The sequence below is a fragment of the Streptomyces sp. NBC_01334 genome, assembly GCF_035983595.1.
GTDB classification, from domain to species: Bacteria; Actinomycetota; Actinomycetes; order Streptomycetales; family Streptomycetaceae; genus Streptomyces; species Streptomyces coriariae.
Genome location: NZ_CP130718.1, coordinates 1,214,350 through 1,238,803, shown reverse-complemented (window position 1 = coordinate 1,238,803; position 24,454 = coordinate 1,214,350). Strand labels below are relative to the sequence as shown.

General features: G+C 71.2%; 24 protein-coding genes. 13 read left to right on the top strand and 11 right to left on the bottom strand.

Translation table 11 applies throughout. The annotated features are described in order from the left end of the window. The first annotated feature begins 45 nt into the window (after positions 1–45). The 3 genes from OG736_RS05705 to OG736_RS05695 all read left to right on the top strand — a co-directional run bounded on the left by OG736_RS05705 (position 46) and on the right by OG736_RS05695 (position 2,609). Positions 46–864, top strand: coding sequence for a VOC family protein (locus OG736_RS05705; protein ID WP_327181448.1), 819 nt, complete (start codon positions 46–48; stop codon positions 862–864). A 201-nt stretch (positions 865–1,065) separates the two neighbouring features. Beyond that, a complete protein-coding gene (locus OG736_RS05700) occupies positions 1,066–2,010 on the top strand; it encodes a metalloregulator ArsR/SmtB family transcription factor (RefSeq protein WP_327187528.1) in 945 nt (314 codons plus the stop codon). Continuing rightward, on the top strand, positions 2,007–2,609 hold the full coding sequence (locus OG736_RS05695) for a dihydrofolate reductase family protein (RefSeq protein ID WP_327181447.1): 603 nt from the start codon (positions 2,007–2,009) through the stop codon (positions 2,607–2,609). Before OG736_RS05700 ends, OG736_RS05695 begins: the two co-directional genes overlap by 4 nt. Before the next feature lie 30 nt (positions 2,610–2,639). Here the strand turns inward: OG736_RS05695 and OG736_RS05690 are convergent, their stop codons facing one another. Then, positions 2,640–3,833 carry a PP2C family protein-serine/threonine phosphatase gene (locus tag OG736_RS05690; protein WP_327181446.1) on the bottom strand — a complete coding sequence of 398 codons (1,194 nt, stop codon included), beginning with the start codon at positions 3,831–3,833 and terminating at the stop codon, positions 2,640–2,642. Between the two features lie 8 nt (positions 3,834–3,841). Then, entirely contained in the window at positions 3,842–5,449 is a 1,608-nt protein-coding gene (locus OG736_RS05685; RefSeq protein WP_327181445.1) for a sensor histidine kinase, read from the bottom strand. Positions 5,450–5,558: 109 nt separating this feature from the next. Between OG736_RS05685 and OG736_RS05680 the strand changes: the two genes are divergently transcribed. The 3 genes from OG736_RS05680 (at position 5,559) to OG736_RS05670 (ending at position 9,044) form a co-directional block, all read left to right on the top strand. Next, the gene (locus OG736_RS05680; RefSeq protein WP_327181444.1) at positions 5,559–6,329 is read left to right on the top strand and encodes a response regulator; all 771 of its coding nucleotides are present in this window, start codon (positions 5,559–5,561) and stop codon (positions 6,327–6,329) included. A gap of 116 nt (positions 6,330–6,445) precedes the next feature. After that, positions 6,446–7,312, top strand: coding sequence for a GNAT family N-acetyltransferase (locus OG736_RS05675; RefSeq protein WP_327181443.1), 867 nt, complete (start codon positions 6,446–6,448; stop codon positions 7,310–7,312). Between the two features lie 214 nt (positions 7,313–7,526). After that, positions 7,527–9,044: a glycoside hydrolase family 43 protein gene (locus OG736_RS05670; RefSeq protein WP_327181442.1), complete on the top strand. Its 1,518-nt coding sequence runs from the start codon at positions 7,527–7,529 to the stop codon at positions 9,042–9,044. A 168-nt stretch (positions 9,045–9,212) separates the two neighbouring features. Here the strand turns inward: OG736_RS05670 and OG736_RS05665 are convergent, their stop codons facing one another. Beyond that, positions 9,213–10,079 (bottom strand): SIR2 family NAD-dependent protein deacylase, encoded by an 867-nt coding sequence (locus OG736_RS05665; RefSeq protein WP_327181441.1) that lies wholly within the window; start codon positions 10,077–10,079, stop codon positions 9,213–9,215. Between the two features lie 159 nt (positions 10,080–10,238). On the opposite strand from OG736_RS05665, the gene OG736_RS05660 reads away from it, so the two are divergent. Next, complete coding sequence (locus tag OG736_RS05660) at positions 10,239–11,150, top strand: helix-turn-helix domain-containing protein (RefSeq protein WP_327181440.1); 912 nt, start codon at positions 10,239–10,241, stop codon at positions 11,148–11,150. A 30-nt stretch (positions 11,151–11,180) separates the two neighbouring features. Here the strand turns inward: OG736_RS05660 and OG736_RS05655 are convergent, their stop codons facing one another. The 4 genes from OG736_RS05655 to OG736_RS05640 form a co-directional block, all read right to left on the bottom strand. After that, positions 11,181–12,176: a macro domain-containing protein gene (locus OG736_RS05655; protein WP_327181439.1), complete on the bottom strand. Its 996-nt coding sequence runs from the start codon at positions 12,174–12,176 to the stop codon at positions 11,181–11,183. A 113-nt stretch (positions 12,177–12,289) separates the two neighbouring features. Next, complete coding sequence (locus OG736_RS05650) at positions 12,290–13,048, bottom strand: nuclear transport factor 2 family protein (protein ID WP_327181438.1); 759 nt, start codon at positions 13,046–13,048, stop codon at positions 12,290–12,292. Positions 13,049–13,204: 156 nt separating this feature from the next. Next, positions 13,205–14,062, bottom strand: coding sequence for an SDR family oxidoreductase (locus tag OG736_RS05645; RefSeq protein ID WP_327181437.1), 858 nt, complete (start codon positions 14,060–14,062; stop codon positions 13,205–13,207). Between the two features lie 126 nt (positions 14,063–14,188). After that, positions 14,189–14,599, bottom strand: a complete 411-nt coding sequence (locus OG736_RS05640) for a hypothetical protein (protein ID WP_327181436.1) — start codon at positions 14,597–14,599, stop codon at positions 14,189–14,191. 235 nt (positions 14,600–14,834) lie between these two features. On the opposite strand from OG736_RS05640, the gene OG736_RS05635 reads away from it, so the two are divergent. Next, the gene (locus OG736_RS05635; protein WP_327181435.1) at positions 14,835–15,554 is read left to right on the top strand and encodes a DinB family protein; all 720 of its coding nucleotides are present in this window, start codon (positions 14,835–14,837) and stop codon (positions 15,552–15,554) included. A 55-nt stretch (positions 15,555–15,609) separates the two neighbouring features. On the opposite strand, the gene OG736_RS05630 is transcribed toward OG736_RS05635, so the two are convergent. Beyond that, positions 15,610–16,203 (bottom strand): TetR/AcrR family transcriptional regulator, encoded by a 594-nt coding sequence (locus tag OG736_RS05630; RefSeq protein ID WP_327181434.1) that lies wholly within the window; start codon positions 16,201–16,203, stop codon positions 15,610–15,612. Positions 16,204–16,364: 161 nt separating this feature from the next. On the opposite strand from OG736_RS05630, the gene OG736_RS05625 reads away from it, so the two are divergent. Together OG736_RS05625 and OG736_RS05620 are read left to right on the top strand one after the other, a co-directional pair. After that, positions 16,365–17,351 carry a patatin-like phospholipase family protein gene (locus tag OG736_RS05625; protein WP_327181433.1) on the top strand — a complete coding sequence of 329 codons (987 nt, stop codon included), beginning with the start codon at positions 16,365–16,367 and terminating at the stop codon, positions 17,349–17,351. A gap of 1 nt (position 17,352) precedes the next feature. Then, positions 17,353–18,882 (top strand): flavin-containing monooxygenase, encoded by a 1,530-nt coding sequence (locus tag OG736_RS05620; protein WP_327181432.1) that lies wholly within the window; start codon positions 17,353–17,355, stop codon positions 18,880–18,882. On the opposite strand, the gene OG736_RS05615 is transcribed toward OG736_RS05620, so the two are convergent. Next, complete coding sequence (locus OG736_RS05615; protein ID WP_142268908.1) at positions 18,842–19,309, bottom strand: winged helix-turn-helix transcriptional regulator; 468 nt, start codon at positions 19,307–19,309, stop codon at positions 18,842–18,844. The two genes, OG736_RS05620 and OG736_RS05615, sit on opposite strands and share 41 nt — an antisense overlap. A 91-nt stretch (positions 19,310–19,400) precedes the next feature. Here OG736_RS05615 and OG736_RS05610 point away from each other — a divergent pair, with 91 nt between their 5' ends. Continuing rightward, positions 19,401–19,901, top strand: coding sequence for a PaaI family thioesterase (locus tag OG736_RS05610; protein WP_327181431.1), 501 nt, complete (start codon positions 19,401–19,403; stop codon positions 19,899–19,901). Between the two features lie 40 nt (positions 19,902–19,941). On the opposite strand, the gene OG736_RS05605 is transcribed toward OG736_RS05610, so the two are convergent. Then, on the bottom strand, positions 19,942–20,628 hold the full coding sequence (locus OG736_RS05605; protein WP_327181430.1) for an SDR family oxidoreductase: 687 nt from the start codon (positions 20,626–20,628) through the stop codon (positions 19,942–19,944). Between the two features lie 113 nt (positions 20,629–20,741). Between OG736_RS05605 and OG736_RS05600 the strand changes: the two genes are divergently transcribed. Beyond that, on the top strand, positions 20,742–21,302 hold the full coding sequence (locus tag OG736_RS05600; RefSeq protein WP_327181429.1) for a TetR/AcrR family transcriptional regulator: 561 nt from the start codon (positions 20,742–20,744) through the stop codon (positions 21,300–21,302). A 745-nt stretch (positions 21,303–22,047) separates the two neighbouring features. Here the strand turns inward: OG736_RS05600 and OG736_RS05590 are convergent. Further along, on the bottom strand, positions 22,048–22,806 hold the full coding sequence (locus tag OG736_RS05590) for a DeoR/GlpR family DNA-binding transcription regulator (RefSeq protein WP_327181428.1): 759 nt from the start codon (positions 22,804–22,806) through the stop codon (positions 22,048–22,050). A 369-nt stretch (positions 22,807–23,175) separates the two neighbouring features. Between OG736_RS05590 and OG736_RS05585 the strand changes: the two genes are divergently transcribed. Further along, on the top strand, positions 23,176–24,453 hold the full coding sequence (locus OG736_RS05585; protein ID WP_327181427.1) for an extracellular solute-binding protein: 1,278 nt from the start codon (positions 23,176–23,178) through the stop codon (positions 24,451–24,453). The last annotated feature ends 1 nt before the right edge of the window (position 24,454 follow it).

The window sequence follows — 24,454 nt, the reverse complement described above, 5'->3', positions numbered from 1 at the left end:
CCGGTGTCAGGCTGAAATGACACAGGACCTGCGAAGGGAACAGCCGTGATCACGACCGACCTCACTCCCGGCTCCCCCTGCTGGCTCGACCTCGGGGCGCCCGACGTCCGCGCCGCCGCGGCCTTCTACGGCTCGGTGCTGGGCTGGGACTACGAGTCCATGGGCGGCGGCGGGGGAGAGGGCGAGGGCGGGGACATGGAAGGCGGGATGTTCCAGAAGGACGGCAAGACCGTCGCCGGTCTGGGCAAGCTGTCCGAGGAGGGCGCTCGCTCGGCCTGGATGATCTACTACTGCGTCACCGACGCGGATGCCACCACCCAGGCGGTGGAGGGCGCGGGCGGTACGGTCCGGGTGCCCCCGAGAGATCTCGGTGAGTGGGGGCGGATGGCGCAGTACACCGATCCGTCGGGCGGCCAGTTCGCGGTCTGGCAGCCAGGGAAGAACGCGGGCTTCGAGCTGGCGGACGTGCCGGGATCGCTCTCCTGGACGGAGCTGTACACGAGCGACTCCGCGGCCGCCAAGGAGTTCTACGGCGCGGTCTTCGGCTGGCAGTTCAGCGACACGGAAATGCCGGGCGGCGGAGGCACGTACACCCTCATCACGCCGGCCGGGCTTCCCGAGGAACGTATGCAGGGCGGCCTGATGCAGGTCCGCGAGGAGGACCTCGCCCTGGCGGGTGGGCAGGCGTACTGGCACCCGGTGTTCGCCGTCGCCGACTGTGACGCCGCCGTTGCCGCGGTCACCGGGGGCGGCGGCAAGGTGCAGATGGGACCGGTGGACGCGGAGGGCGTCGGCCGGCTCGCCGTCTGCCTCGACCGCTCCGACGCCGACTTCGTGGTGCTCACCCCGTCCTCCCCGAGCTGAACGCTCCCGCTCTCCCGCGCCCCGCTCGGGTCGCGGGTCGCGGCGGGACGCGCAGCTGTGCCGCCGCGACCCGTTGTGCTGCTGTCCGGGGCGGTGGTGAGGGCGACACCGGTTCCGTACGGAGCGCTGTGACGGCTCTCCACCGAACATATTCCTTGACACGAATATTCGCCGTCAGGAATACTCGTGGTCATGGACGCCATGGACGCACTCCTCGCCGCACTGGCCGACCCGGTCCGTCGGCGGCTCGTGAGCCTGCTGGCCGAGCGGCCCCGCCCGGTGGGCGTTCTCGCGCAGCTCGCCGACGCACGCCAACCGCAGACGACCAAGCACCTCCAGACCCTTGAGCGGGCCGGCGTCGTCACCTCCCAGCGCACCGGGCAGCGGCGGATCTACGCGCTCCGGCCCGGGCCCCTCCGCGAGCTGGCGGCCGCGCTGAGCCGACTCGCCGATGCCGCGGACCAGGTCAGCGGCCCGCACACGACGTACGACCGCTACGGGCTCAGCGTCCACGCGGAGCGGCTCGCCGCGCAGGAGCCGGGGTGGGCCGACGACCGCTCCTTCACGTTCCACCGGTCACTCACCGAATGCCCCGAGCTCGTCTGGCGCCACCTGACCGAGGCCGCCCTGCTCGCGCGCTGGTGGACCCCCGAAGACCTCCGGGTCTCGGAACTCCTCTTCGAGGCACGGCCCGGTGGGCGGATCGTCCAGGAGTACCGCGATGCCGAGGACACCGGCGACTCCGACCCGGTCGCCGGGCGCGCGCAGGGCGTCGTCGTCGACGTAAGGCCTGGTGAGCGCCTCGCCTACCGGCTCTCCCCGCTGCTTCCCGACGGCCGCCTCGCTTTCACCGCTCACGTCGAGTTGGACCTGCGGCCCACGGGCGCGGGCACGGACCTCGACGTCCACTGGCGAATGACCGACAGCACCGTGGAGTCCGCGGACTTCGTCGCGGGCATCGAGATCGGCTTCGGCCAGAGCCTCGACAAGCTCGCGGCGACCCTCGCTGCGGACCCGCACGACAGCGACACCGACACCAACGGCACAGACACCAGCGGCACAGACACCAGCGGCACAGACACCAGCGGCACAGACACCGACAGTGCAGACGGCACAGGCCGCACCGACCCAAGGAGCGCGAAATGACAGAGCAGATCGCCGGCCGTCGAGTTGTCACCAACATGGCCCTCTCCCTCGACGGTCGCTACGCCGCACCGGACAACCCCGTGGACATGGGCTGGGTGATGCCGTACGCCGTGACCGACGTCGCCCGCGACCACCTGACCAGCCTCTGGGAGCCGGCCACGACGGCCCTGCTCGGGCGGGTCAACGCCGAGGGATTCCTCGGTTTCTGGCCCACCGTCATCGGTATGGAGGGTGCCGACCCGCGCGACGAGGGCTTCGCGAAGTGGCTCGTCGACGCCGACAAGGTGGTCCTCTCCTCCACCCTCCACAAGGCGCCGTGGGAGCGCACGACGCTCGTCGACAAGCCGGCCGCCGAGGTCGTGGCGGACCTCAGGGCCACCGAGGGCGGCGACATTCTCGTGCTCTCCAGCGCGAGCGTGGTCAAGGCGCTGCTGGCGGCCGACGAGGTCGACCGCCTGGCGCTCACGGTCTTTCCGGTCTTCCTCGGCGGCGGGCCACGTCTCTTCGACGACGGCCTGCCCGCGAACCGGTGGACGCTCGTCAGCCAGACCGCGGGCGAGCACGGCACCTTGGCCCTCGTCTACGACCGGGTCCGCTGAGTTCCCTCGGCGCCGCCGCTCAGGAAGGTCTCAGGAGCGGGCGGGGCGGACGCCCCAGTCGAGGCGGAGCACGGCGAGGTCGTCGGAGTGGCGTCCGGCGTTCAGCTCGTGGGTCTCCTTGATGAGGAGGTCGACATGAGCGGCCGGGTCTGCCGACGGCAGGGTTCCGATCAGCGTGAGCAGTCCCTCGACGCCGAGCCGTTCGTTCGTCGCCCCGTTGTGCCCCTCGGTGAGGCCGTCGGTGTAGAGGGTCAGGGCCCCCGTGGCCGGGAGCGGGATGACGGTGGAGGGCCAGCTGCGCAGCCCGGGAACGATGCCCAGGGCGATGCCGTGCGCGGCGGTCAGCTCCCGGGTTCCCTCGGTCGTGGTGAGGAGGGGCTCGTGATGGCCGGCCAGGTGGAGCGTGGCGGTCTCGGTGTCCTGGTCGAGGGTGAGGAGGGTGCAGGTGGCGAACAGCTGCTGGTTGCCGCGTTCGGCGATCAGGATGCGTTCCATCAGATGCAGCAGGTCCTCGCCGTGGTGTCCGCCGAGCACGAGGGAACGCCAGGCGATGCGCAGGCAGACACCGAGCGCGGCGGCGTCGGGGCCGTGTCCGCTGACGTCACCGACGACGGCGTGCAGCAGTCCGTCGTCTCCCTCCACCACGTCGAGGAAGTCCCCGCCGAGCAGGGCCATCGCGGCGCCGGGCAGGTAGCGGGAGGTCACCCGCACGGTGGAGGTGTCGAGCATCGGCTGGGGCAGCAGGCCGCGTTCGAGGCGGGCGTTCTCCTCCGCCCGCAGCCGGGTGGCCTGGGCTTCGGCGCTCGCGCGCTCGGTCTGGCTGCGGTAGACGGCGTAGCGCACCGTCCGGTGCAGCAGGTCCGCTTCGACCTTGCCCTTGACGAGGTAGTCCTGGGCTCCGGCGGCCATGGCGTCGGTGCCCGCCTGGGCCTCGGACAGCCCGGTCAGGACGATGACGGCGGTGTGCGGGGCCAGGGCTCGCACGGCGGCGACCGCGTCGATGCCCGACACGTCGGGGAGGTGCAGGTCGAGGAGGACGCAGTCGATCGGGGCGCCGGCCAGTTCGGTGCGGGCCTCCGCCAGGGTGGTGCGGGTCGCCAGCTCGAACCGCAGCCCCGTGTCGTACAGGAGCTCCTCGACGAGCAGGGCGTCGCCCTTGTCGTCCTCGATCAGAAGGATGCGGTACATCGGCTCGTCGGGTGCCGCTTCGGGACCGGTTGTCATCGCTGTCGTCATCGTGTCTGCTCGGTGCCGGCGCGGTCGGCCTCCGGCAGGGTGGACGGGCCGGGGTTCGCCGGCGGCTCGGGTGCCAGGGTGAAGGCGATGCGGGTGCCGTCCTGGTAGGCGGTGTCGACGCTGATGGTGCCGCCGTGGAATTCGACGATCTTCTTGCACATCGCGAGGCCGATGCCGCTGCCGGAGTAGGCGTCCTTGGTGTGCAGCCGTTGGAAGATCACGAAGACCTTGTCGGCGTATTCCGGAGCGATGCCGATGCCGTTGTCGGTGACGGTGAACCGCCACAGTTCGTCGTCCCGGGCCGCCGTGACATGGATATGCGGCGCTTCGCCGGGGCGGCGGAACTTGACGGCGTTGCCGATCAGGTTCTGCCAGAGCATGCCCATCTGGGTGGGGTCGGCGACCAGGGTCGGCAGCGGATCGTGGGTGACCGTCGCTCCGGCCTCCTCGATGCCGACGCTCAGCGCGGACAGGGTGCGCTCCAGCACCGTGTCCAGGTCGACGCTCTGGTGGGTGTTGTGCATCCGCCCGACCCGGGAGAAGTCGAGCAGGTCGTTGATGAGGACCTGCATGCGGTTCGCGCCGTCGACCGCGAAGTCGATGTACTGGTCGGCCCGGGTGTCGAGTTGCCCTCCGTAGCGCCGCTGGAGGAGCTGCGTGAAGCTGGAGACCTTGCGCAGCGGCTCCTGGAGGTCGTGGGAGGCGACATACGCGAACTGCTCCAACTCCGCGTTGGAGCGCTGAAGGTCCGCGGCCTGCGCGTCGAGACGCTGACGCGCCTCTTCGCTGAAGGCGAGTTCCCGTACGAGACGGCGGCGCATGAACTCGATCTCACCGCTGAGGCGCCGCAGGTCGGCGGGGCCGGTCGGGGTGATGGGGTGGGCGAAGTCGCCGTCGGCGATGGTGCGGGCGTCCGCGCCGAGCTGGTCCAGCGGCCGGGTGATGCCGCGGCGCAGTCCTTCGAAGACGAAAGCGGTGAGGACGACGACGAGCACGGCGGCGGCGCCGAACACGACGTTGCGCAGGGCCAGCGTGGACATCAGGTCGTCCCTCGCCCGGACGCGCTCCGCGCGGAGCCGTTCCTGCTGTGCGCTCAGGGCGGCACGTACCTCGTCGAAGGCCTTCTTGCCCTCCGCGGCCCGTTCGGCGGCCAGCGGTGAGGGCGATCCGGCCGGTGCGGCGGCGATCGGCCGCGCGATCCTCTCCTGCCACGTGGCCAACGTGTCCTGCACGGTCTTCAGGTCGGCCAGGCCGGCCCGGTCGCCGGCGAGCAGCTCGGTGAGTTGCGCGATGCTCGTCTTCTGCTCGGTGAGGCCCTCCTGGTAAGGAGCGATGAACTCCGCCGTGCCGGTGATCCCGTAGCCGCGGATCCCGGTCTCCTGGTCGAGAAGAGCCGACTCCAGCCGGATCGCCGTGGTCAGCGCGGGAGACCGCACGTCCACGAGGTCCCTGCTGATCGACTCGGTCCGCGCCAGGACCCATGCTCCCGTGATCCCGAGAAGAGCCAGAACCGCCAGGGACGCGGCCGCCCCCACGCGAAGCCACCGCCGGGTCGTCCACGTGGAAAGCCACCGCGTACGCGGTGGTCTCTCGCTGCCGGTCATTCTGTGGACTCCTCGCTGCGAACACTTGCCCGAAGGCAACGGTCGGCACACTCTAGACGGCGACAACGCTTGTTGTCGCGAGCTCCTCCCGGACCATAGAGTGCCAGGTATGCCAGGCAAGAACTTCGATCTGCGGACCAGTCCGCAGGAGACGGCCGTCATCGCGGACGCCGTGGTCGGCAACCTTGCCCAGCGCCTCGCCCACCGGCTGCTGGAAAGCCCCCCGGACCCGGCACCGGACGACCCGGCACAGGCCCTGGCCCTGCTCCACCTGCTGGACCAGCTCCAACAGGCCGCCGAACGGCTCCAGCGGGAAGCAGCCGTGGCTGCCGCCCGCGCGGGAGCGGGCTACCCGCAGCTCGGCGCCGCCTGCGGCCTGACCCGCCAAGGCGCCCGGCGCCGCTGGCCGGGGCTCTATCACCACTCTGACGAGACACCCACGGAGCATCCGATGATGACCACCCCCGCCCGCCCGTTCGACGTCCTGCTCGTCGAGGACGACGTCGCCGACGCGATGCTCATCGAGGAAGCCCTCTCCGAGCGTGGAGCGCGCAACCTGGTCCAGGTCACCGACGGAGTCGCCGCTCTGGAACACCTGCGTACCCCGGGCAACCCGCGCCCCGACCTCATCGTCCTCGACCTGAACATGCCGCGCATGAACGGCCGCGAGCTGCTGAAGGTACTCAAGAGCGACGAAGACCTTCAGACCATCCCCGTCGTCGTCCTCACCACGTCCACCGCCCCCGGTGACGTGACCGACGCATACAGCAGCCACGCCAACGCCTACGTGACCAAGCCCGTCAACCTGGACGAGTTCGAGCAGGCCGTCCAGAGCATCGACGCCTTCTACCTCGACACCGCCACCCGGCCCCGCCCCTGAAGCCCCCGAACCCCCGAATCCTCGAACCCCTGAATCTCTGAACCCCCGCCCGCGCCGCACCCCCGCCCACCGGAATTCGGGTGCGGGCGGTCGGCGCGGTGGTGTGTCATCGGGGTATGGCGATGGTGCTGGGCAAGCCGGAAGTCGACGGGCTGAGCGAGGCCGTGGGCGTGCTGCGGGAGTGGCAGTACGACGGGGCGCCGACGCAACTGCATCCGGGGGACCTGGGCTGGTTCGGGCGGTTCGGTGCGGAGGCGACGGCCGCGGCGGTCCGGACCTGGAGCCGGGACGGACGGATTCTCGCCGTCGGGCTGCTGGACGAGCCCCGGCTGTTGCGGCTGACGATCGCCCCGGACGCTCGGCGGGACGAGGAGCTGGCGCAGCAGCTGCTCGAGGACCTGACCGGGCCCGAGCGCGGCGTCCTGCCGGCGGGCAAGGTGTCCGTCGAGGCGCCGCTGGACGCTCTGCTCCAGGATCTGCTGCCCGAGCGCGGCTGGAACGCCGGCGAACCGTGGACGCCGCTGCGCCGCGACCTCGCGCGGCCCGTGAAGGATCCAGGCATACGGATCGAGGTGACCGGGCCGGAGCAGGCACATGCGCGGGCCGCCGTACAGCGGGCGGCGTTCGACAGGTCGACGTTCACGGAAGCGCACTGGCACGCGATGGCGGCCGGATCGCCGTACGCCGACGCCCGGTGTCTGGTCGGGTACGACGCCCGGGGCAACGCGGTGGCGGCAGTGACGGTGTGGTCGGCCGGGCCGGGCAAGCCCGGCCTGCTCGAGCCGATGGGCGTGCACCGGGAACATCGCGGTCACGGCCACGGCAAGGCGATCACCGTCGCCGCGGCGGCCGCACTCCGAGAACTCGGCTCGTCGAGCGCGATCGTCTGCACCCCGAGCGCGAACGTGGGCGCCGTCGCCACCTACAGGTCGGCCGGCTTCCGGCAACTGCCCGAGACCCGGGACCTGTACCGGGACGCCTGAGCCGCGTCTCGCGACCGTCCGGCGCGGCATCGGGAGAGTCCCGGCGGTGAGATCGGCGATTCTCTCGGCGACGGAAACTTTCGGTACGCGGCGGAGAAATTGACAGGACGCAGCGCGCCACGCCTACTCGATCGTGATCGTCCAGCTCCGCCGCTGAACCGACCGGACCGGCACCGCCGGTGTTCCCGGCGGGTCACACCAGTGAAAGGACTCGATGAGCGTGTCGAGCAAGCCCGAGAAGGCCGAGACCATCGACAACCCGGTGATTCCGGGCTTCCATTCCGATCCGTCCGTCTGCCGGGTCGGGGAGGACTACTACCTGGCCTGCTCCAGCTTCGAGTACTTCCCGGGAGTACCGATCTTCCACAGTCGGGACCTGGTGCACTGGACGCAGATCGGGAACGCCCTCGACCGGCCGAGTCAGCTGCGCCTGCCGCTCGACACCCCGTCCTCGGGCGGCATCTACGCCCCCACGCTCCGCCACCACGACGGCCGCTTCTGGCTGATCGTCACGAACGTGAGCGCCGACGGCAATCTGCTGTTCACGGCCACCGACCCGGCCGGCCCCTGGTCCGATCCCGTCCGGCTGCCCGGAGTGCACGGCATCGACCCGGACCTCGCTTGGGACGAGGACGGAAACTGCTGGTGCACCACCGCCGGAGTCGGGCAGATCCGCATCGATCCCCACACCGGGGAGACGTTCGGGCCGCAGCGCCGGCTCTGGTCCGGCAGCCCCGGCGCCAAGGCCCCGGAAGCACCGCACCTCTACCGGATCGGCGACTACTGGTACCTGCTCATCGCCGAAGGCGGCACCGAGCGCTGCCACAGCGTCTCGATCGCCCGCGGCCGCACACCCACGGGCCCGTTCGAGCCGTGCCCGGCCAACCCGATCCTGACCCACCGGGGCACCGACCACCCCATCCAGAACACCGGTCATGCGGACCTGGTGCAGGCGCCCGACGGCTCGTGGTGGATGGTGCTGCTCGGCGTGCGGCCGGGTGGTGGCACCCCGGGGTGGCATGTACTGGGCCGGGAGACGTATCTGGTGCCGGTCGACTGGGTGGACGGCTGGCCGGTCGTCGGCGAACTGTCGACCTCGATGCCCGCACCCCCCTGGCCGTTGGTGCCGCAGCCTGCGGTGCCGGACCGGGACGACTTCGAGCTGAGTGAACTCGCCCCGTTCTGGGTCTCGTTGCGACACCGGCCGGTGGAGGCGTGCACGACGAAGGAGAAGCCCGGCTGGCTCACCCTGCGTGCCCGCGGCGGATCGCTCGACGACACCGACGTGACGTTCGTCGGCCGGCGCCAGCAACACATGTCGTGCCGGGTGCGCGTCCTGGCCGACGTCGCGGACGGCTGCGGGGGGCTTGCCGTCCGCCTCGACGAGCAGCATCACTACGACATCGAGGCCTCGTCCGGTGAGGTGCGAGTGCGGGCCCGCATCGGTCCGTCGGACACCGTGGTGGCATCCCGGTCGACACCCCCCGGTCCCGTGGTCCTCCGCGTCGAGGTGGCCGCGGTGCACGCCGTGCACGATGCCCGCACCGGCCCGGACACCGTCACGTTCGGCATCGAGGAGCCGGACGGCACCTTCGTCGAACTGGCCTCACTGGACGGGAAGTACCTCTCCACGGAGGTCGCCGGCGGCTTCACCGGCCGGGTGATCGGCATGTTCGCCGGCGGCGGCACCGTCCACTTCGACTGGTTCGAGTACGAGCCGGTCGATCGCTGACCCGCCTCGTGCGAGGGGGCCGGCGCCGGCGTCGGCGGTATGGAGCAGGAGGCCGGCGCGGGCTTCACGCATCGACGGCGGCAACGCCTTCATGGCCGCCGCCGCCCCGGACATCCGGACCGGACCGGCTGACCGCGAGGACCGGAACCGCCCCGGGGCCGAGACGCCTCAGACGAGGAGTTCGTGCAGGAGCCGGTCCGCGCCCAGAGGGACGGACAGTGCTCGTCCGGCGAGGTCGGCGGGGACCTCGGAGTGTTCGGGGTTGACCCGGACGAGTCGGGCCCGAGGCGTTCGGCGCACCAGGCTCTCCATGGGGCGGCGGATCACGCCGGGGGTGTTGAATCCGGCACCGATCTCCACGACGAGCAGGTTGCCGTCGTCGGCGTACCGCTCGAGCCAGCGGGCCAGGTGCCGGCCGGCGGGCAGATGGGCGTCGTCGACGAACTCGGGGCCGACCCGGACGTTGGGGAAGACCTCCGCGCCGCAGCGCGGGCAGCGCGGCAGGGCCCCCTCGTCGCGCACGCGACCGCTCTCCCGGTCGTACGCCGCGAGGACCGCGTCGAGGAACGGCTTGCTGGACCAGGTCTCCCGCGTGCAGGGCACGGTGCACTGGAGACGGCCGTAGTCGCCCTGGGGGGTGAAGACGCGGTCCGCCGCGAAGCCGTTGCGGACGAACAGCGCGTCGACGTTCGACGTCGTCACCCAGTGGTCGCGGTCGCCGACCAGCTCCCGCAGCCGCTGGTAGAGCGGGTTCGGACCGGTGCTGTAGCGGATGTCGTCGATGTGGACGGCCCAGTAGCCCCACATCATGTCCCTCGGCAGGGGCACCCCGAGCAGGTAGCGCGAGCGCAGGCCGAGGCGGTGCAGTGCGGGAAGCAGTTGTCCGAAGCGTTCGGCATCGCCGTAGTCGTAGCCGGCGGCCGCGCTCAGGCCGGCACCGGCCGCGACCAGGATCCGGTCCGCCTCTCCCAGCCAGGCGCGGAACGTCTCGGCCGCCCGCACTGCGGAGAGAGGGAGCTTGCTCGTGGTACTCACGACTGCGGCGTTCCTTCCTGCTTCGTGGCCTTCTTGGTGGCCTGCTTCGCGGCCTTCCTCGTGACCTTGTCTTTTTCCGTCACTCGAAGGCATCTCTGCCTGCGGGCCACCTCCAACGTACGAGGAAGTGAGGGTGTCATCGGGATACACTTCTGACTCATGATGGCCAAAAACCGACAGCGTTCCTCGCGAGAGATTCCCGAGGTCCCCTTCGCCGCGCCGGCCGGGACGCCCGCCGGTGTCGAGGTCATGTCGCTGGCCGACCTGCGGGGGCGGGTACCGGACCGCGTCCTCACCCAGCCGCAGCGCCCCGACTTCCATCATCTGCTCGCCCTGACGTCGGGAGACCTCCGGCACACGGTGGACTTCGCCGGTCATGTCCTGCGGCCGGGCTCCTGGTTGTGGGTGCGCCCCGGGCAGGTGCAGCAGTGGGGCGACCTGACCAGGGCGGAGGGCACCCTGATCCTCTTCCGGCAGGAGTTCCTCGACGCGGCCACCGCGACGGCGGCCCGCATCGACGACCCGCACGCACCCGTCGTCAGCACCCCCGTCGCCGAGGACTCCGAGGCGCTCGACCTCGCGGTCGAGCACCTGAGCCGCGAGTTCCGCGCACTCGGCCACCTGCCCCTGGACGTCCATCTGGCCGCCCTCCGCCATCTCCTGGCGGTCCTCGTGCTGCGTCTGGCCCACCTCACGGTCCCGGTCGGCAGCCCCGCGCCGGAGCCGGACGAGACCTACCTGCGGTTCCGGGACGCTGTCGAGCGGCACTTCACGCGGACCCGCCGCGTGGAGGACTACGCCCGCATGCTCGGCTACTCCCCGCGCACGCTGGCCCGGGCCACCCTGACCGCTGCCGGGCTCAGCGCCAAGGAGTTCGTGGACCGCCGGGTCGTCCTGGAGGCCAAACGGCTGCTCGCGCACAGCGACCGGACCGCGGCCCAGGTGTCGGATCAGCTGGGCTTCGCCCATCCGTCCCAGTTCAGCAAGTACTTCCTGCACCGGGTCGGTCGGTCCCCGATCGACTTCCGTGACGTGGTCCGCGGCCGTGCCGAGGAGCACGGGCCGCGATGAGCGGAGAAGCGTCCCGTCGGGCTCGGCGCCCTACCGGGGTGCGTCCGAGGGCGGGGTCCGTCGGGCGAGGGCGCGGCGGTAGGCGGTCTCGTCGGCGTCCTCGTAGACGGTGAACACGACGCGGTCGAACCTGCCGGGGCGCTCGTCGAGCCAGTCGGCGACCGTTCGCAGGGCTACGAGGGCGGCCTCGTCCTTGGGGTAACCGAAGACGCCGGTGCTCACCGCGCACAGGGCCAGGGTGCGGATCGTCCCGACCTCGGCCGCCAGGTCCAGACAGGCGCGGTAGGACGAGGCCAGTGCCCGCGCGTCACCGGCACGGGGCCGGCCGTCGACGATCGGGCCGACGGTGTGCAGGACGTGGCGGGCGGGGAGATGGTAGCCGCGAGTGATCTTGGCGCCGCCGGTCGGCTCGGTGTCGCCCTGCAGGGTGACGACGGTGTGGCAGTCGTCGCGCAGCCGGGGCCCGGCGGCGTGGTGGATGGCGTTGTCGATGCAGGCGTGCAGCGGGTGGAAGCAGCCGAGCAGGGCATGGTTGGCGGCGTTGACGACGGCGTCCGCCGCGAGGGCGGTGATGTCGCCCCGCCACAGCGCGGTGTGCCGGGCCGCGGGAAAGGCCGTGCCGGGGAACTCCTCCGCGATCGTGGGCAGATGACCGGCCGGGACACCGGGCCGCAGGCGGCGTTCCGTACCGAGGACCCGGTCCACGGCCTCCTCGGCGCCCGCGGGCAGGGGTCCGGGAGGGCGGACGGTCAGCACGGCACGCAGGAGCCGGCGCGCAGTGGCCGCGTCGGCGTGCCGGAGATCCCGCAGGGCGCCGGCTCGCAGGACCGGTTGTGACATGGCCGGGTCGGTGCCGAGCAGGCGCAGCGCCGTGCGCACGTGCTCGTCCAGCTGATCGGCCGGGACGGGGGCCGCGGACGGTCGGAAGGGTTCGTCCAAGGCGACGGCCTTGCGGTAGGCGGCCAGCGGCAACGCCGAGGGGCGGCCCTCGCTGGGATCGCTGAACCGCGGCCGGGAAGTGGTCATGGAACGGCTCCGGGTGGGGCGGCGGATCGGTGGGCGGGACAGCGGCGGGGGAGTGCCCGGCCCCGGCATGAGCGCGACGGTGCGCCCAGGCCGGCGGTCGGTGCGGACCCCCGTCAGAACAGGCCGTTGGCGTGGGGGAGTTCGGCGGGGACGGGGGCGATGACGTCCCAGTGCTCGACGATCTTTCCGTCGGCGACGCGGAAGAGGTCGTAGTAGGCGACCGGCACCCCGAACTCGCCCTCGGACTGCACCAGGACGAGGTCCCCCTCGGCGATGACCCGGTGGACCTCGGTGTAGACGAGGTTCCTGCCCTGCTCGGCCCATCGCGCGGCGGCCGCGCCGAAGCCGTCCAGCCCGTCGGCGGCCTCCGGGTTGTGCTGGTGGTACGTCTCGGTGGAGATGTAGTCGGTCAGGACCGAGTAGTCGGCGCCGACGAGCACCTTCGCCGCGAACTCCGTCACCAGAGCGCGGTTGGCCTCGGTCCGGTCTGCGTCGGTGGACTCGGCGGGACCGTCGGTCTGGGAGCGGCCAGAGACGGTGTCCCTGACGTACGGGGTCAGTGCGTCCCAGTGCTCGGCGAGCCTGCCGTCGGCGACCCGGAAGATGTCGAAGCCGACGAGCGGGTCGGGGCCGAAGCCGTGGTAGGTGCCGTGCAGGGCGACCAGGTCGCCGTCGGCGATGACCCGGGCGCTCTCGTAGCGGAAGTCGGCGCCGAGACCGGCGACCAGCCCGCGCAGCGCCTCCGGACCGTCGGCCGCGAGGGAACTGTGCTGCGTGTAGCCGGCGGCGACCCAGCGGTCCACGGCGGAGGGGTCCTTGTCGCCGAACAGCTCGGTGGCGGCCTGGAGGACCGTGTTCTTGTTGTTGCTCATGACTGTCTTTCTTGTCGGCGGTTGCGCGGGGTGATGTGTTCAAACTAGGCCGACATGGAAAGGTCGCCGTCACCTTTTGGCGACCTGGGATGGTCAAAAAGTGACATCACTTCGGTCCGCGGCGCGGGCGACGTCGACGGAAGGGCCGCGCGTCGGTCAGCCCCGGCTCGCGCGGACGACGTCGGCGAGCGGGGTGGCGGGGTGGCCGGTGAGGCGGGGCACGGCCTCGCTGACCCCGTCGAGCTCACCGGCGGCGACGGCCGTGTAGGTCGACACCCAGGCGTCGAGCTGCCAGCGCGGGGCGCCGTAGGAGGCGCGGGAGGCGTACGCCTCCTCGACCGTCTCGGGCAGATAGGTGACGGTGCGGCCCTGCGTCTCGGACAGGATCGCCGCGACCTCGGCGAAGCTCAAAGAGTCGGGCCCGGTCAGGTCGTACACGCTGTCGGCGTGCTCGGCCGGGTGGGTCAGCACGGCGGTGGCGGCGTCGGCGACGTCGTCCTGCGAGACGAACGCCGCACGTCCGTGCCCGGCCGGACCACGGATGACACCGTCCTCACCGGCCAGGTCGGGGACGAACTCCGCGTAGAGGTTGTCGCGCAGGAACGTGTACGACAGGCCGCGCGCACGGATGTGTTCCTCGGTGTGGAAGTGGTCGCGGGCGAGGGTGAAGCCGGCGTCCGGCGCGGCGCCGAAGAAGGAGAGATACACGAGGTGCTCGATGCCCGCCTCCGCCGCGGCGTCCACGAAGGTCCGGTGCTGGACGAGCCGGTCGGGGCTCTCCGAGGCGGACACCATGAACACGGTCTTCGCGCCGTCCAGACCGCGAAGGACTGCGTCGTGGTCGCCGTAACCGCCCTGGACCGGTGTGGCGCCGGGCAGTTCGGGTGCCCGCTCGGGGCTGCGGACCAGCATCCGCTGGGCCACTCCCCGCGCGGCCAGGCGACGGGCGACGCGACCGCCGAGTCGGCCGGTGGCTCCGGTGACCACCAGGGTCGGTCGGGGTGATCCGGTCATGCTGACATCACTTCCCTCAGGTCGGTGCGGGTGGTTGACGCCGGTGTATTGAAACCGGAGTCGAGCCCGTCGACGAGCAGGCGCGCGCCCTGGGCGCGTTGCGGCGGAAGGGGGCGAAGCCGATGATCAGGCCCGGAACCGGTCCGCGGTCGGTTCCGGGTGGTTCGGGGTCGGCCTGCGGAGGTTTCCGACGAGGCCGCCGGCCGCGCCCAGTGACACCAGGCCCATACCGGCGGCGGTCGCCACGCCCTTCACGCCGTCGATGGTCAGGTAGCAGAACGCGGCCACGCCGCCGTTGAACAGGAACAGGAACCAGAGCGTGGACGATTTCGACAGGAACGCCTTGATCTTCGGCTTCTTCGCGATGCGTGAGCCCGCCAGCAGCGAGACGGCGATACCGGTGTAGGTGGCCACGTTCTTCTCTGTGCCGTCGAGGACGGCACCGGAGGCGGTGCTCGCGACGAGGCCGCCCACGAAGAACGACCAGAGCAGCAGGTTGGCGACGAACGACTTCACGGTGGCGAGCAGCGTCTTCACGGGGTGTTCCTTCAGGCCGGGGGACGTGGTTGTCTGGCGATTGCGATCTCTGACGACCACGATCCCGTCGTCCGCCCGCCGCCACGAGGTACCGGCCTCCCGAACCCATGGTGTAGCCCGCTACACCACCTGCCGCCCCGGGGGGCGGGGAATTCGGTGGCGTCCTGTGAGGCGAGAGATTAACTTCCGCCTGAGCGCGGTGAGTTACGAGGCGCGACCGTGAGGGGAGCCACGCATGGAGACCGAGGGCGCGCGACCCAACCGACTGGGTCCACTGCTCGACCAGTTCGACCAGGCCAGGGAGACGGCCCAGGTACGGCTGACGGGGCTCGGTGACGAGGAGTATCTGTGGGAGCCGGTGCCCGGTTGCTGGTCGCTCCGGCGCCGGGGCGAAGCGGCGACGCCCAGGGCGTTCGGTCCCGGGGAGTGGGTGCTCGACCTGGGTGCCGCGGACGTCCCGGCGAACGAGTACGCCGAGGTCGCCCGGCAGGCCGCCGACGGCATGTCCGTCGCCAAGATCGCCGAGGACTGGAGCGTGAGTGTCGAGCGGGTCGAGCAGATCCTCGCCCACACCGGCGCCCCGGAGCCCGACGCGACGCCGATCACGACCATCGCGTGGCGGCTGGGGCACCTGCACTTCGAGTTCGCGGGCATGTGGGAGTGGACCTTCGGTGAACGGCGGCAGGACCCGAAGCTGATGGTCGACTTCTCGCCCTCGGCCGCCCCGACCCTGGAGCGGTTCTGGGCGGTGATCGACCGCTGGCGGGAGAGCGTCGCCGGCGTCACCGACGAGCAGCTCGACACGGTCGGGTTCTCGCGGTACCCGTACAGCAACGACCGCGACTACCCGTACATCGGTGTGCTCGCGTCGGCCAACCTCGAATTCATCCACCACATGGCCGAGATCGCGTTGCTCCGCGACCTGTGGCGGTCCCGCTTCACCACCGCCGGCTAGGCCGGGCGCCCGGCGCCCCGTGCGGGCGCCGCGGCGTCCTGGCCGCAGGTTCAGGTCATGGCCGCAGGTTCAGAACGAGCCGCAGTGTGTCCGTGAGGACCGTGGTGGGAACCGACGGGTCGGCCACCCGCTGGATGCCCAGGCCGATACCCAGGCTGAGCAGGGTCATCGCGGCCTGGTCGGCGGGCATGGCCAGGCCGGTTCCCAGTTCCTCGGCCAGCGCCTCCAGGAGCTGGGCCAGTACTTCGCGGACGGCCGTGGCGCGCGCCGTGATCTCACGCCGGAGCTCGTCGTCGTGACGGGCGCGCGTGAGGAACTCGACCTCGAGCGTGGTCCATGCCTCGTCGCCGATGTGCGCTTCGCCCCAGGCCGAGAAGGCCGCGAGGCGGACTTCGAACCGGTCGTCGCCGCTGACGGAGTCCGTCAGCAGCCTCAGCTGCTCGGCGCGGATGTCGTCGATGGCGGCGAGGCACAGGTGGTCCTTGTTGCGGAAGTTCGAGTAGACGGCTCCTTTGGAGAACCCGGCTGCTTCCGCGACGTCGGTGAGGGAAGTGGCGGCGTAGCCGTTGCGCAGGAACAGGTCCCGGGCGGTGGTGACGAGCCGTTCACGAGTGCGTTCCTGGCTCTCGACGCGGCTGAGGCGGGCCATGTTTTCCGTTCCCCTTGTCCGTCCTGTGCGGCGTCCGTCCCGTGCGGCTGTCCCGCGAGGTTCAGAGGCTCTCGGATCCTATCCCCGCGGGGCCTGTTCCTCGATTTCAGATACCGCTAGTATCCGGATCTCGGCGGTATCGCAGAGGGGCGGAGACTGCATTGACCACGACCGGCAGGCGAGCGACACCTTCCCGAGGGCTGGTGCTGGGCTGTGGCGGAACGCTCGGCGCGGCCTGGACGATCGGCGCCCTGCACTCGCTCCAGGAGGCCCTGCACTGGGATCCGCGCGAGGCGGACGTCCTGGTGGGCACCTCGGCGGGGGCCGAGCTGGCCGCCATGCTGGGGAGCGGCATCGGTGTGCGGGATCTGCTGGCCGCACTGCTCGGGAGCGAGGACTCCCGTCCCGAACTGGCGCGCCACTTCGCGACGCCGCCCCGAGGAGTACCGCCACGACCGGCGGCCCTCCTCGGATCACCACGACTCGCCCGCCGGGCACTGGGCGGCGCCCTGCCCGCGCTGACCGGTCTGTCCGGCCTGTTGCCGCGGGGCCGGGGCGACGCCACCTGGCTGGCGGCCGCCGCCGACGTCCTGGCACCGGACGGAAAGTGGGTGCCACATCCCGCGACCTGGCTGATGGCGACCGATTTCGATTCGGGCAGGCGCACGCCCTTCGGGCATCCCGACACCCCGCCGGTCGCCCTGCGGGACGCGCTCCGCGCGTCCTGGGCGGTCCCGGGTTGGTTTCCGCCGGTGCGTATCGGCGGCCGACGCTACGCGGACGGCGGCATCAGCTCCCCGACCTCGGCCGACCTGCTGGTGCCGTGCGCGCTGGACGAGGTGTACGTCGTGGCGCCGATGAGTTCGTCGGCTCCCGGGCGGCGCAGCGGACTCGGCCGGGCCGAAGCGGTACTGCGCCGTGTCATGACCCGCATCCTGAGCGCCGAGTGCGCCGCGCTGAGGGCCGCGGGTACCCGCGTGGTCCGCATCGAGCCCACGGCCGCCGACCTGGCCGCGATGGGCGGCAACCTCATGGATCCGCGCCGTCGTCCGGCCGTGCTGGAGACCTCTCTTCGTACGACGCGGGCGACGGTCCGTGACCGTCTGGCAGAGCCCGTGCCGAGTCCCCGCCCGCGTACAGGAGGCTGACATGTCCCGACCCGAAGGCGCCACCGCGACCGTCACGCGCGAGACCCGCGAGGTGGAGGCGCTCATCATCGGCAGCGGCCTGTCCGGCATCGGAGCGGCGATCAAGCTGCGTGAAGCCGGTCTGCGCGACCTCGTCCTCCTCGAGAAGGCGGACGAACCGGGCGGCACCTGGCGGGACAACTCCTACCCGGGCTGCGCCTGCGACGTCCCCTCCGCCCTGTACTCCTACTCCTTCGCGCCCAACCCCGGGTGGACGCGGGCCTTCGCCGCCCAGCCCGAGATCCGCGCCTATCTGCACCGCACGGCGGCCACGTACGGGATCACCCCGCTCATCCGCTTCGGCACCGAGGTCCTCCGCGCACAGTGGCACGCGGACGAATCGCGCTGGCACGTCGAGACCAGCCGTGACCGTTACACGGCGCGCTTCCTCATTTCGGCCGCGGGGCCCTGGCACGAGCCGTTGATTCCCGAGATACCCGGGCTGGCGGACTTCCCCGGTGAGGTCTTCCATTCCTCGCGCTGGCGCCACGACCACGAACTGGCGGGCGCGCGGGTGGCCGTCGTCGGCAGTGGGGCGTCGGCTGTGCAGTTCGTGCCCGCCATCCAGCCGCGGGTGGCCCGGCTGGACCTGTTCCAGCGGACCGCGCAGTGGGTGCTTCCCAAGCCCGACCACCATGTGCCGGGGGCCGAACGCCGGCTCCTGCGACGCTTTCCGGCCGCGCAACGGGCCCTGCGGAGCGCGGAGTACGCGGCGATGGAGACCCTGGGCCTCGGCTTCCGGCATCCTGCTCTCCTGCGAGCGGTGCAGAAGGTGGGCAACCTCCACCTCGCAGCCACGGTGAGGGACCCGCGGCTGCGCCGGGCGCTGACCCCCGACTACACGCTCGGCTGCAAACGGCTGTTGCTGTCGAACACGTACTACCCGGCACTGACCCGGCCCAATGTCACCGTCCACGCCACGGCGGTCGAGGCAGTCCGCGGCAACCGGGTCGTCGGCGCGGACGGCACCGGCGCCGACGTCGACACGATCATCCTGGGCACGGGCTTCCACATCCTGGACATGCCCATCGCCCAGCGGGTGTTCGACGCCGACGGCGTCTGCCTGGACGAGCACTGGAAGGGCAGCCCGGACGCGTATCTGGGCACCACCGTGAGCGGATTCCCGAACGCGTTCATCCTTCTCGGGCCGCATCTCGGAACCGGGCACTCCTCGGCCTTCATGGTCCTCGAAGCCCAACTGGAGTATCTGGCGGGCGCGGTGCGGCACTTCCGTTCGGCCGGCTGGGCGGCCATGGACGTCCGTCCCGAAGTCCAGGCAGCCTTCAGCGCCGAGGTGCAGCAGGCCCTTCCGCCCACCGTCTACAACGCGGGTGGATGCTCGAGCTACTACCTCGACGACAACGGCCGCAACAGCTTCAGCTGGCCCTGGTCGACGGGCCGGATGCGCCGACGGCTGGCCGGGTTCGACCCGGAGGCCTACGACGTCACGCTCACGACCGGGGTCGGGCGCCAGGCCCCAGCCGGGCGGTGACCTCCCCGGGGCCGAGGGCGGAGTGTTCCGCGGAGCACTCGACGACGACGCGGAGCGGAGCGCCGCAGTCGGTGTGGCGGACGTCCAGCACGGGACCCTCGGCGTCGAGGGTGTACGCCTCGCCCCACTGGCTCAGTGCCATCAGGACGGGCCACAGGTCCCAGCCCTTGCGGGTCAGTCGGTACTCGTTGCGGGGGCGGCTGCCCGGCTCCTGGTAGGGGACGGTCCTCAGGACGCCGGCCGCGGTCAGCTTGCGGAGGCGGTCGCTGAGGACGGCCTCCGACAGGCCGATATGGCGGTGGAAGTCGTCGAAGCGGCGGACTCCGTTGACGGCGTCGCGCAGGATCAGCAAGGTCCACTTCTCCCCGATCACGTCGAGCGTGCGCTGGACGGGACAGTTCTCCGTGCTCGCCTCAAGCCACTTCATCCCGCCATCCTAGGGCCCTGGCTTCGTCATTGACAGTCAGCTGGCGGGGAGGCTAGCTTCACTTCAAAAAGTCAGATGGAGGCACTGGACTGTGGGACGAACACGTACGTATCAGTGGGAAGATCCGGAGATCCTGGCGGACGCCGCCGGACGCATGGCCGGTCTCGACTTCCTGCGCGAGCTGCAGGCGGGACGACTGCCGGGACCGCCCGTCAGTCACACCCTCGACTTCACGCTGGACGAGGTGGAGCCCGGCAGGGCCGTCTTCTCCCTGACGCCCGGTGAGGAGCACTACAACCCGATCGGCAGCGTCCACGGCGGCATCTTCGCCACCCTGCTCGACTCGGCGGCGGGATGCGCCGTCCAGTCCACCCTCCCGCTGGGCACGGCCTACACCTCGCTCGACCTGACGGTGAAGTTCCTGCGACGGATCACCGCCGACACGGGCACCGTCCGTGCCATCGGTACGGTGGTCAGCGCCGGCCGCCAAACGGCCCTGGCCCAGGCGCAGTTGTTCGACGCGACGGACCGTCTGCTCGCCCACGCCACCAGCAGCTGTCTGCTCTTCCCGGTGCCTCGCCCTCAGGGATGACCCGGCTCCGTGCGGGACCGGGCCATCCGGCGGGGCGGCCTCATGCTGCGCTCGGCGCCGCGGCCAGTCCCTGCTTGACGTACCGCGTGGTCTCGTCGGCGAGGATCTCGGGCAGGCCCTGCTCGAGGCCGATGAGCGCCTGGGCGGCGACGTCGGCGGGGTCGGCCTTCTGGTCGGCGGGTACGGCGGCGGCCATGTCGGTGTCCATGTACCCGACGTGCAGCGCGGACACGGTGATGCCGCGGGGTGCCAGCTCCTCCCGGGTCGCGTTCGTCAGCGCCCAGGCGGCGGCCTTGGTCGCCGCGTAGGAGCCGAGACCGGCCGGGTGCATCCAGGAGAGCACGGACAGGACGTTGAGTACGGCGCCGCCGCCGTTGCGCTCGATGACCGGGGCGAAGGCGCGGGTCACGGCGAGCGGTCCGAAGAAGTTCGTCGCCATCTCCAGTCGCACCGCGTCAAGACCGCCGGCGATGAGCGGGGTGCCGGTGGAGATGCCGGCGTTGTTCACCAGCAGCGTCGCGTCGGACGCCACGCGGGCCGCGGACAGGATGGACTCCTCGTCCGTGACGTCCAGGCGGAGCGGGGTCGCGCCGGCCAGGTCGACGGTCTCCGGGCGGCGCGCTGCCGCGTACACCTTCGCGCCGCGCTCCAGGAGCTGGGTGGCCAGCTCGCGGCCCAGTCCGCGGTTGGCGCCGGTGACCACTACGACGGCGTCCTTGAGTTCCATGTCTGCTCCCAGTGCTGTGCGGACCCCGGGGAGGGGCTCCGTATTTAGATTACGCTTGTAATCTAAACCGAGCATAGAATAGATGGCAACCGACATTCAACCGAGGAGGGCCGATGGGTCGTGTGTCACAGGCGCAGGCGCGGGAGAACCGCGAGCGGGTCGTGCGAACCGCCTCCCGGCTGTTCCGCGAGCAGGGCACGCACATCAGCGTCGCCGACCTGATGAAGGCGTCCGGGCTGACGCACGGCGGCTTCTACAAGCAGTTCGCGTCCAAGGACGCGCTCATCGACGAAGCCACCGCCCATGCCTTCGGGGAACTCGCCCAGCGCCGCGCCGCCGCCCTCGAGCAGGGCACCGGACAGCGCGCCGCCGCCCAGCGGTCGCTGATCGACGCCTATCTGTCCGTCGAGCACCGCGACAACCCGGCGGAGGGCTGTCCCACCGCCGCGCTCGCCCACGACATGGCCCGTGAACCCGGCGCCGACGGCGCTCATCGCGTCTACACCGAGGGCGTGGGCGACTTCGCCGAGTGGCTCGCCACCGAGGACGAGGACGGCATCGCCCGACTGTGCACGATGCTCGGCGCACTCGTCCTGGCCCGGGCCACCAAGGACTCGCCCCTCTCCGAGGAGATCCTCGCCGCCGCGCGGGCGGCCCTGACCGAAGCGGACTGATACCGCCCGGCTCGCGGCGGATCTCGTGACGAACGGAGTGCGCATGCGGGCCGGGGTGCCTGCCCGACGCGTGCAGACACGGCTGTGGGAGCCGCCCGCACCGGACTCCCCGCGGGCGGCCCGCACGCCTGCCCGGACGGCGTCGAGGCGCAGGGCGACCGACTCGACGTGCCACGTATGGAGCCTGTCCCGCCGCTTGCAGGGCCGGGGCGCCGGGCTGCGAGCGGCGATCCTGAAGCTGATGCGCCCACTCTCGGCTTCAGGACCGCTGCCGGGCCACCGGTAACCTGTCGCCTTGTGCCGAAGGCGGCCAGGCGCCGACGGCCCTCTCGGAATCCCGGAAACCGACGCTGCAAGGAGCAGCGTGGTTTCCGCACGGATACCGGCTCGACCCTCACTCACACACCGAGGGGCAGCTCGTGTACGCGGCCGCGGGCGCGCTGGCCACGGCGACGGAGCGCGGGACCTGGGTCGCCCCGGCCAACCGCGTCACGTCGACGCCGCGGCGGGCCGTGTCCGCAGCTCCTCGACTACGGCGTCCGGACAGCGGGTCGTCCAGAGCGCAGCCGTGTCGAGGACCGGGCCGAGCGTGCCGGGCCGGCCCCCAGCCCCGTCCTGATGACCGCGCGCCGCCCGGCCGACCTTCGGGTGGCGCGGTCACCCAGCAGTGCCCGGTGACCAGCAGGACGCGGAAGGCCCCGTCGGTGGGCCAGCGGGACCCGGAAGCCCCCGTCGCCCGGGACCGTCAGGCTCGTACCTCGACCACCTCGACTCCCGCCTCGCGCAGCCGAGTGCAGCTCTTCTCGTCCCCGGGCGCGTTGGTCACCACCACGTCGAGATCCTCCGGACCGCACACCCGGGCCATTCCGGTGCCGGGGAACTTGCCCGCGTCGGCCACCAGGATCACCTGGGCGCTGGCGGCGATCATGGCTCTCTTGACGGGCACCTCGACGGCGGTGGTGTCCAGCACCTGCCCGTCGGGGCGGACCCCGCTGGTACCGAGGAAGAGCCGGTCGGCGTGGACCTGGCGCAGGTTGTCCTCGGTGAGGAAGCCGACCAGGGACCGGTAGTCGCGCCGGACCACGCCGCCCAGCAGGATCAGCTGAACGGCCTTGTCGTCCTGGAGTTCCTCGTAGACGGCCAGGTTGCTGGTGATCACGGTCAGGGGCCGGCCGTGCAGACGGCGGGCCACCCGGTGGGCCGTGGTGCCGATGTCGAGCAGCACGGTCTCGCCGTCCCTGACGAGGTCCGCGCACCAGGCGGCCAGGGCGTCCTTCGCCTCGACCCGGACGCCGGCCACGTCGGCGAACGGATCGTCCTCACCCATGACAGGGGCGGCACCGCCGTAGACCCGCTTGAGCAGTCCCTCGTCCTCCAGTTGCGCGAGATCGCGCCGGATCGTGGCCTGGCTCGCCCCGACCCTCTCGGCCAGGTCGGTCACCGTGGTGGGCCCGTCCGCGCGCAGGGCGCGCAGGATCAGCTGATGTCTTCGGTCCGCGAGCATGCGGCAGACCCTACGCGCCAACGCGCCAAACTCAAGCAAAGTCGAGCATGGATGTCTCGATCCGCGCTTGACTCTTGTCAAAGCTGCGCACCGGGTGCACTCTCTTGCGTAATTCGGAGCCAGGCCCGGACCCCACTCCGGTCGGCCGAAGCGGATGAACGGCATATTCCGCCGTCACGGACGCGTCGGCACCGTCTGAGAGGACCAGGTCACACACCCCGGGTGGCTGAAGGGTTCCCCCTCACGCCGATGCTCTTCAGCCGCCCGGCCTCCCGCCGCGTCCCCTGCGCGGCCCTGACTCGCACAGGTCCTGTCGGACATGACGGACACATCGCACCAGCCGAACCCGCCGAAACCCAGGAGAAGATCGTGGACCTTTCCCGCAGACGGTTCCTTCAGGCCGCCGTGCTGACGGCCGCCGCGGCCGGCGCCACCGCGGCGTGCGGCGGCGGCTCCGCATCGAGCGGCGCCAAGGACAGCAAGAACCTGACCCTCTGGTACTGGTCCGGAGGCCTCAGTGACAAGGTCGTCGCGGACGCCAAGAAGCACTTCTCCGACATCAGCCTCAAGACCTCCGTGGTCGGCGGTGACTTCAAGACCAAGCTGCTCACCGGCCTGCGGGCCGCGCAGTCCGCCCCGGACATCACCGGTATCAAGGGCGAGGACATCGCCTCCTTCCTGCCCAACGCGGACCGTTTCGTCGACCTGAAGACCGTCGGCGCGGACAAGCTGGTCCCGCAGTACCTGTCGTGGAAGCTGAAGCAGGCCACGACTCAGGACGGCAAGCTCATCGGCTTCCCGATCGACATCGGCCCGTGCGCCACGTTCTACCGCGAGGACCTCTTCGCGCAGGCGGGCCTGCCCACCGATCCCACCGAGGTCTCCGCGCAACTCGCCACCTGGGACGACTACTTCAAGGCCGGCGTCGAGCTGCGCAAGGCCGTGCCCAAGACCTTCCTCGTCAACAACATCGGCTCGGTCTTCACCATGGTCGTCTGCCAGGGCACCCAGCGGTTCATCGACGAGGACGGCAGGTTCATCGGCGACCAGGACCACATCCGGACCGCCTGGACCACCGCCGTGAAGCCCTACACCCTCGGCATCGACGCCAAGATCAACGACAACACCTGGAACGCGGCCGTCAGCGGCGGCACCCTGGGCACCGAGATCGGCGCCGCCTGGCACGCGCTGGACATCAGCAACGCGGCCCCCGGCACCAAGGGCAAGTGGCGGGTGGCGAGCCTGCCCGGCGGGCCGTCCAACCTCGGCGGGTCCTTCCTGGCCGTTCCCGCGACCAGCGGCAATCCGGAAGAGGCCTTCAAGATCATCAGCTGGATCCTCGGTCCGGAGAACCAGGCCCGCGGTTTCACCGACGCCGCCCTGTTCCCGACCGCGCCGGCCGCGTACAAGCTGCCGGCGCTGACCGGCGGCGACGCCTTCTTCGGCGGCCAGCGGACCATCGAGATATTCGGCCCGGCGGCCGAGAAGATCCCCGCGGCCTACGAGGCACCCGCCGACGCGGCGGTCTCCGCGCCCTTCTACAGCGAGCTGACCAGCATCGAGGCCAAGGGCAAGGACCCCGACGAGGCCTGGAAGGACGCGGTCGCCCAGGCCGAGCAGATCGCCCAGCGGCAGGGAGTGAAGTGAC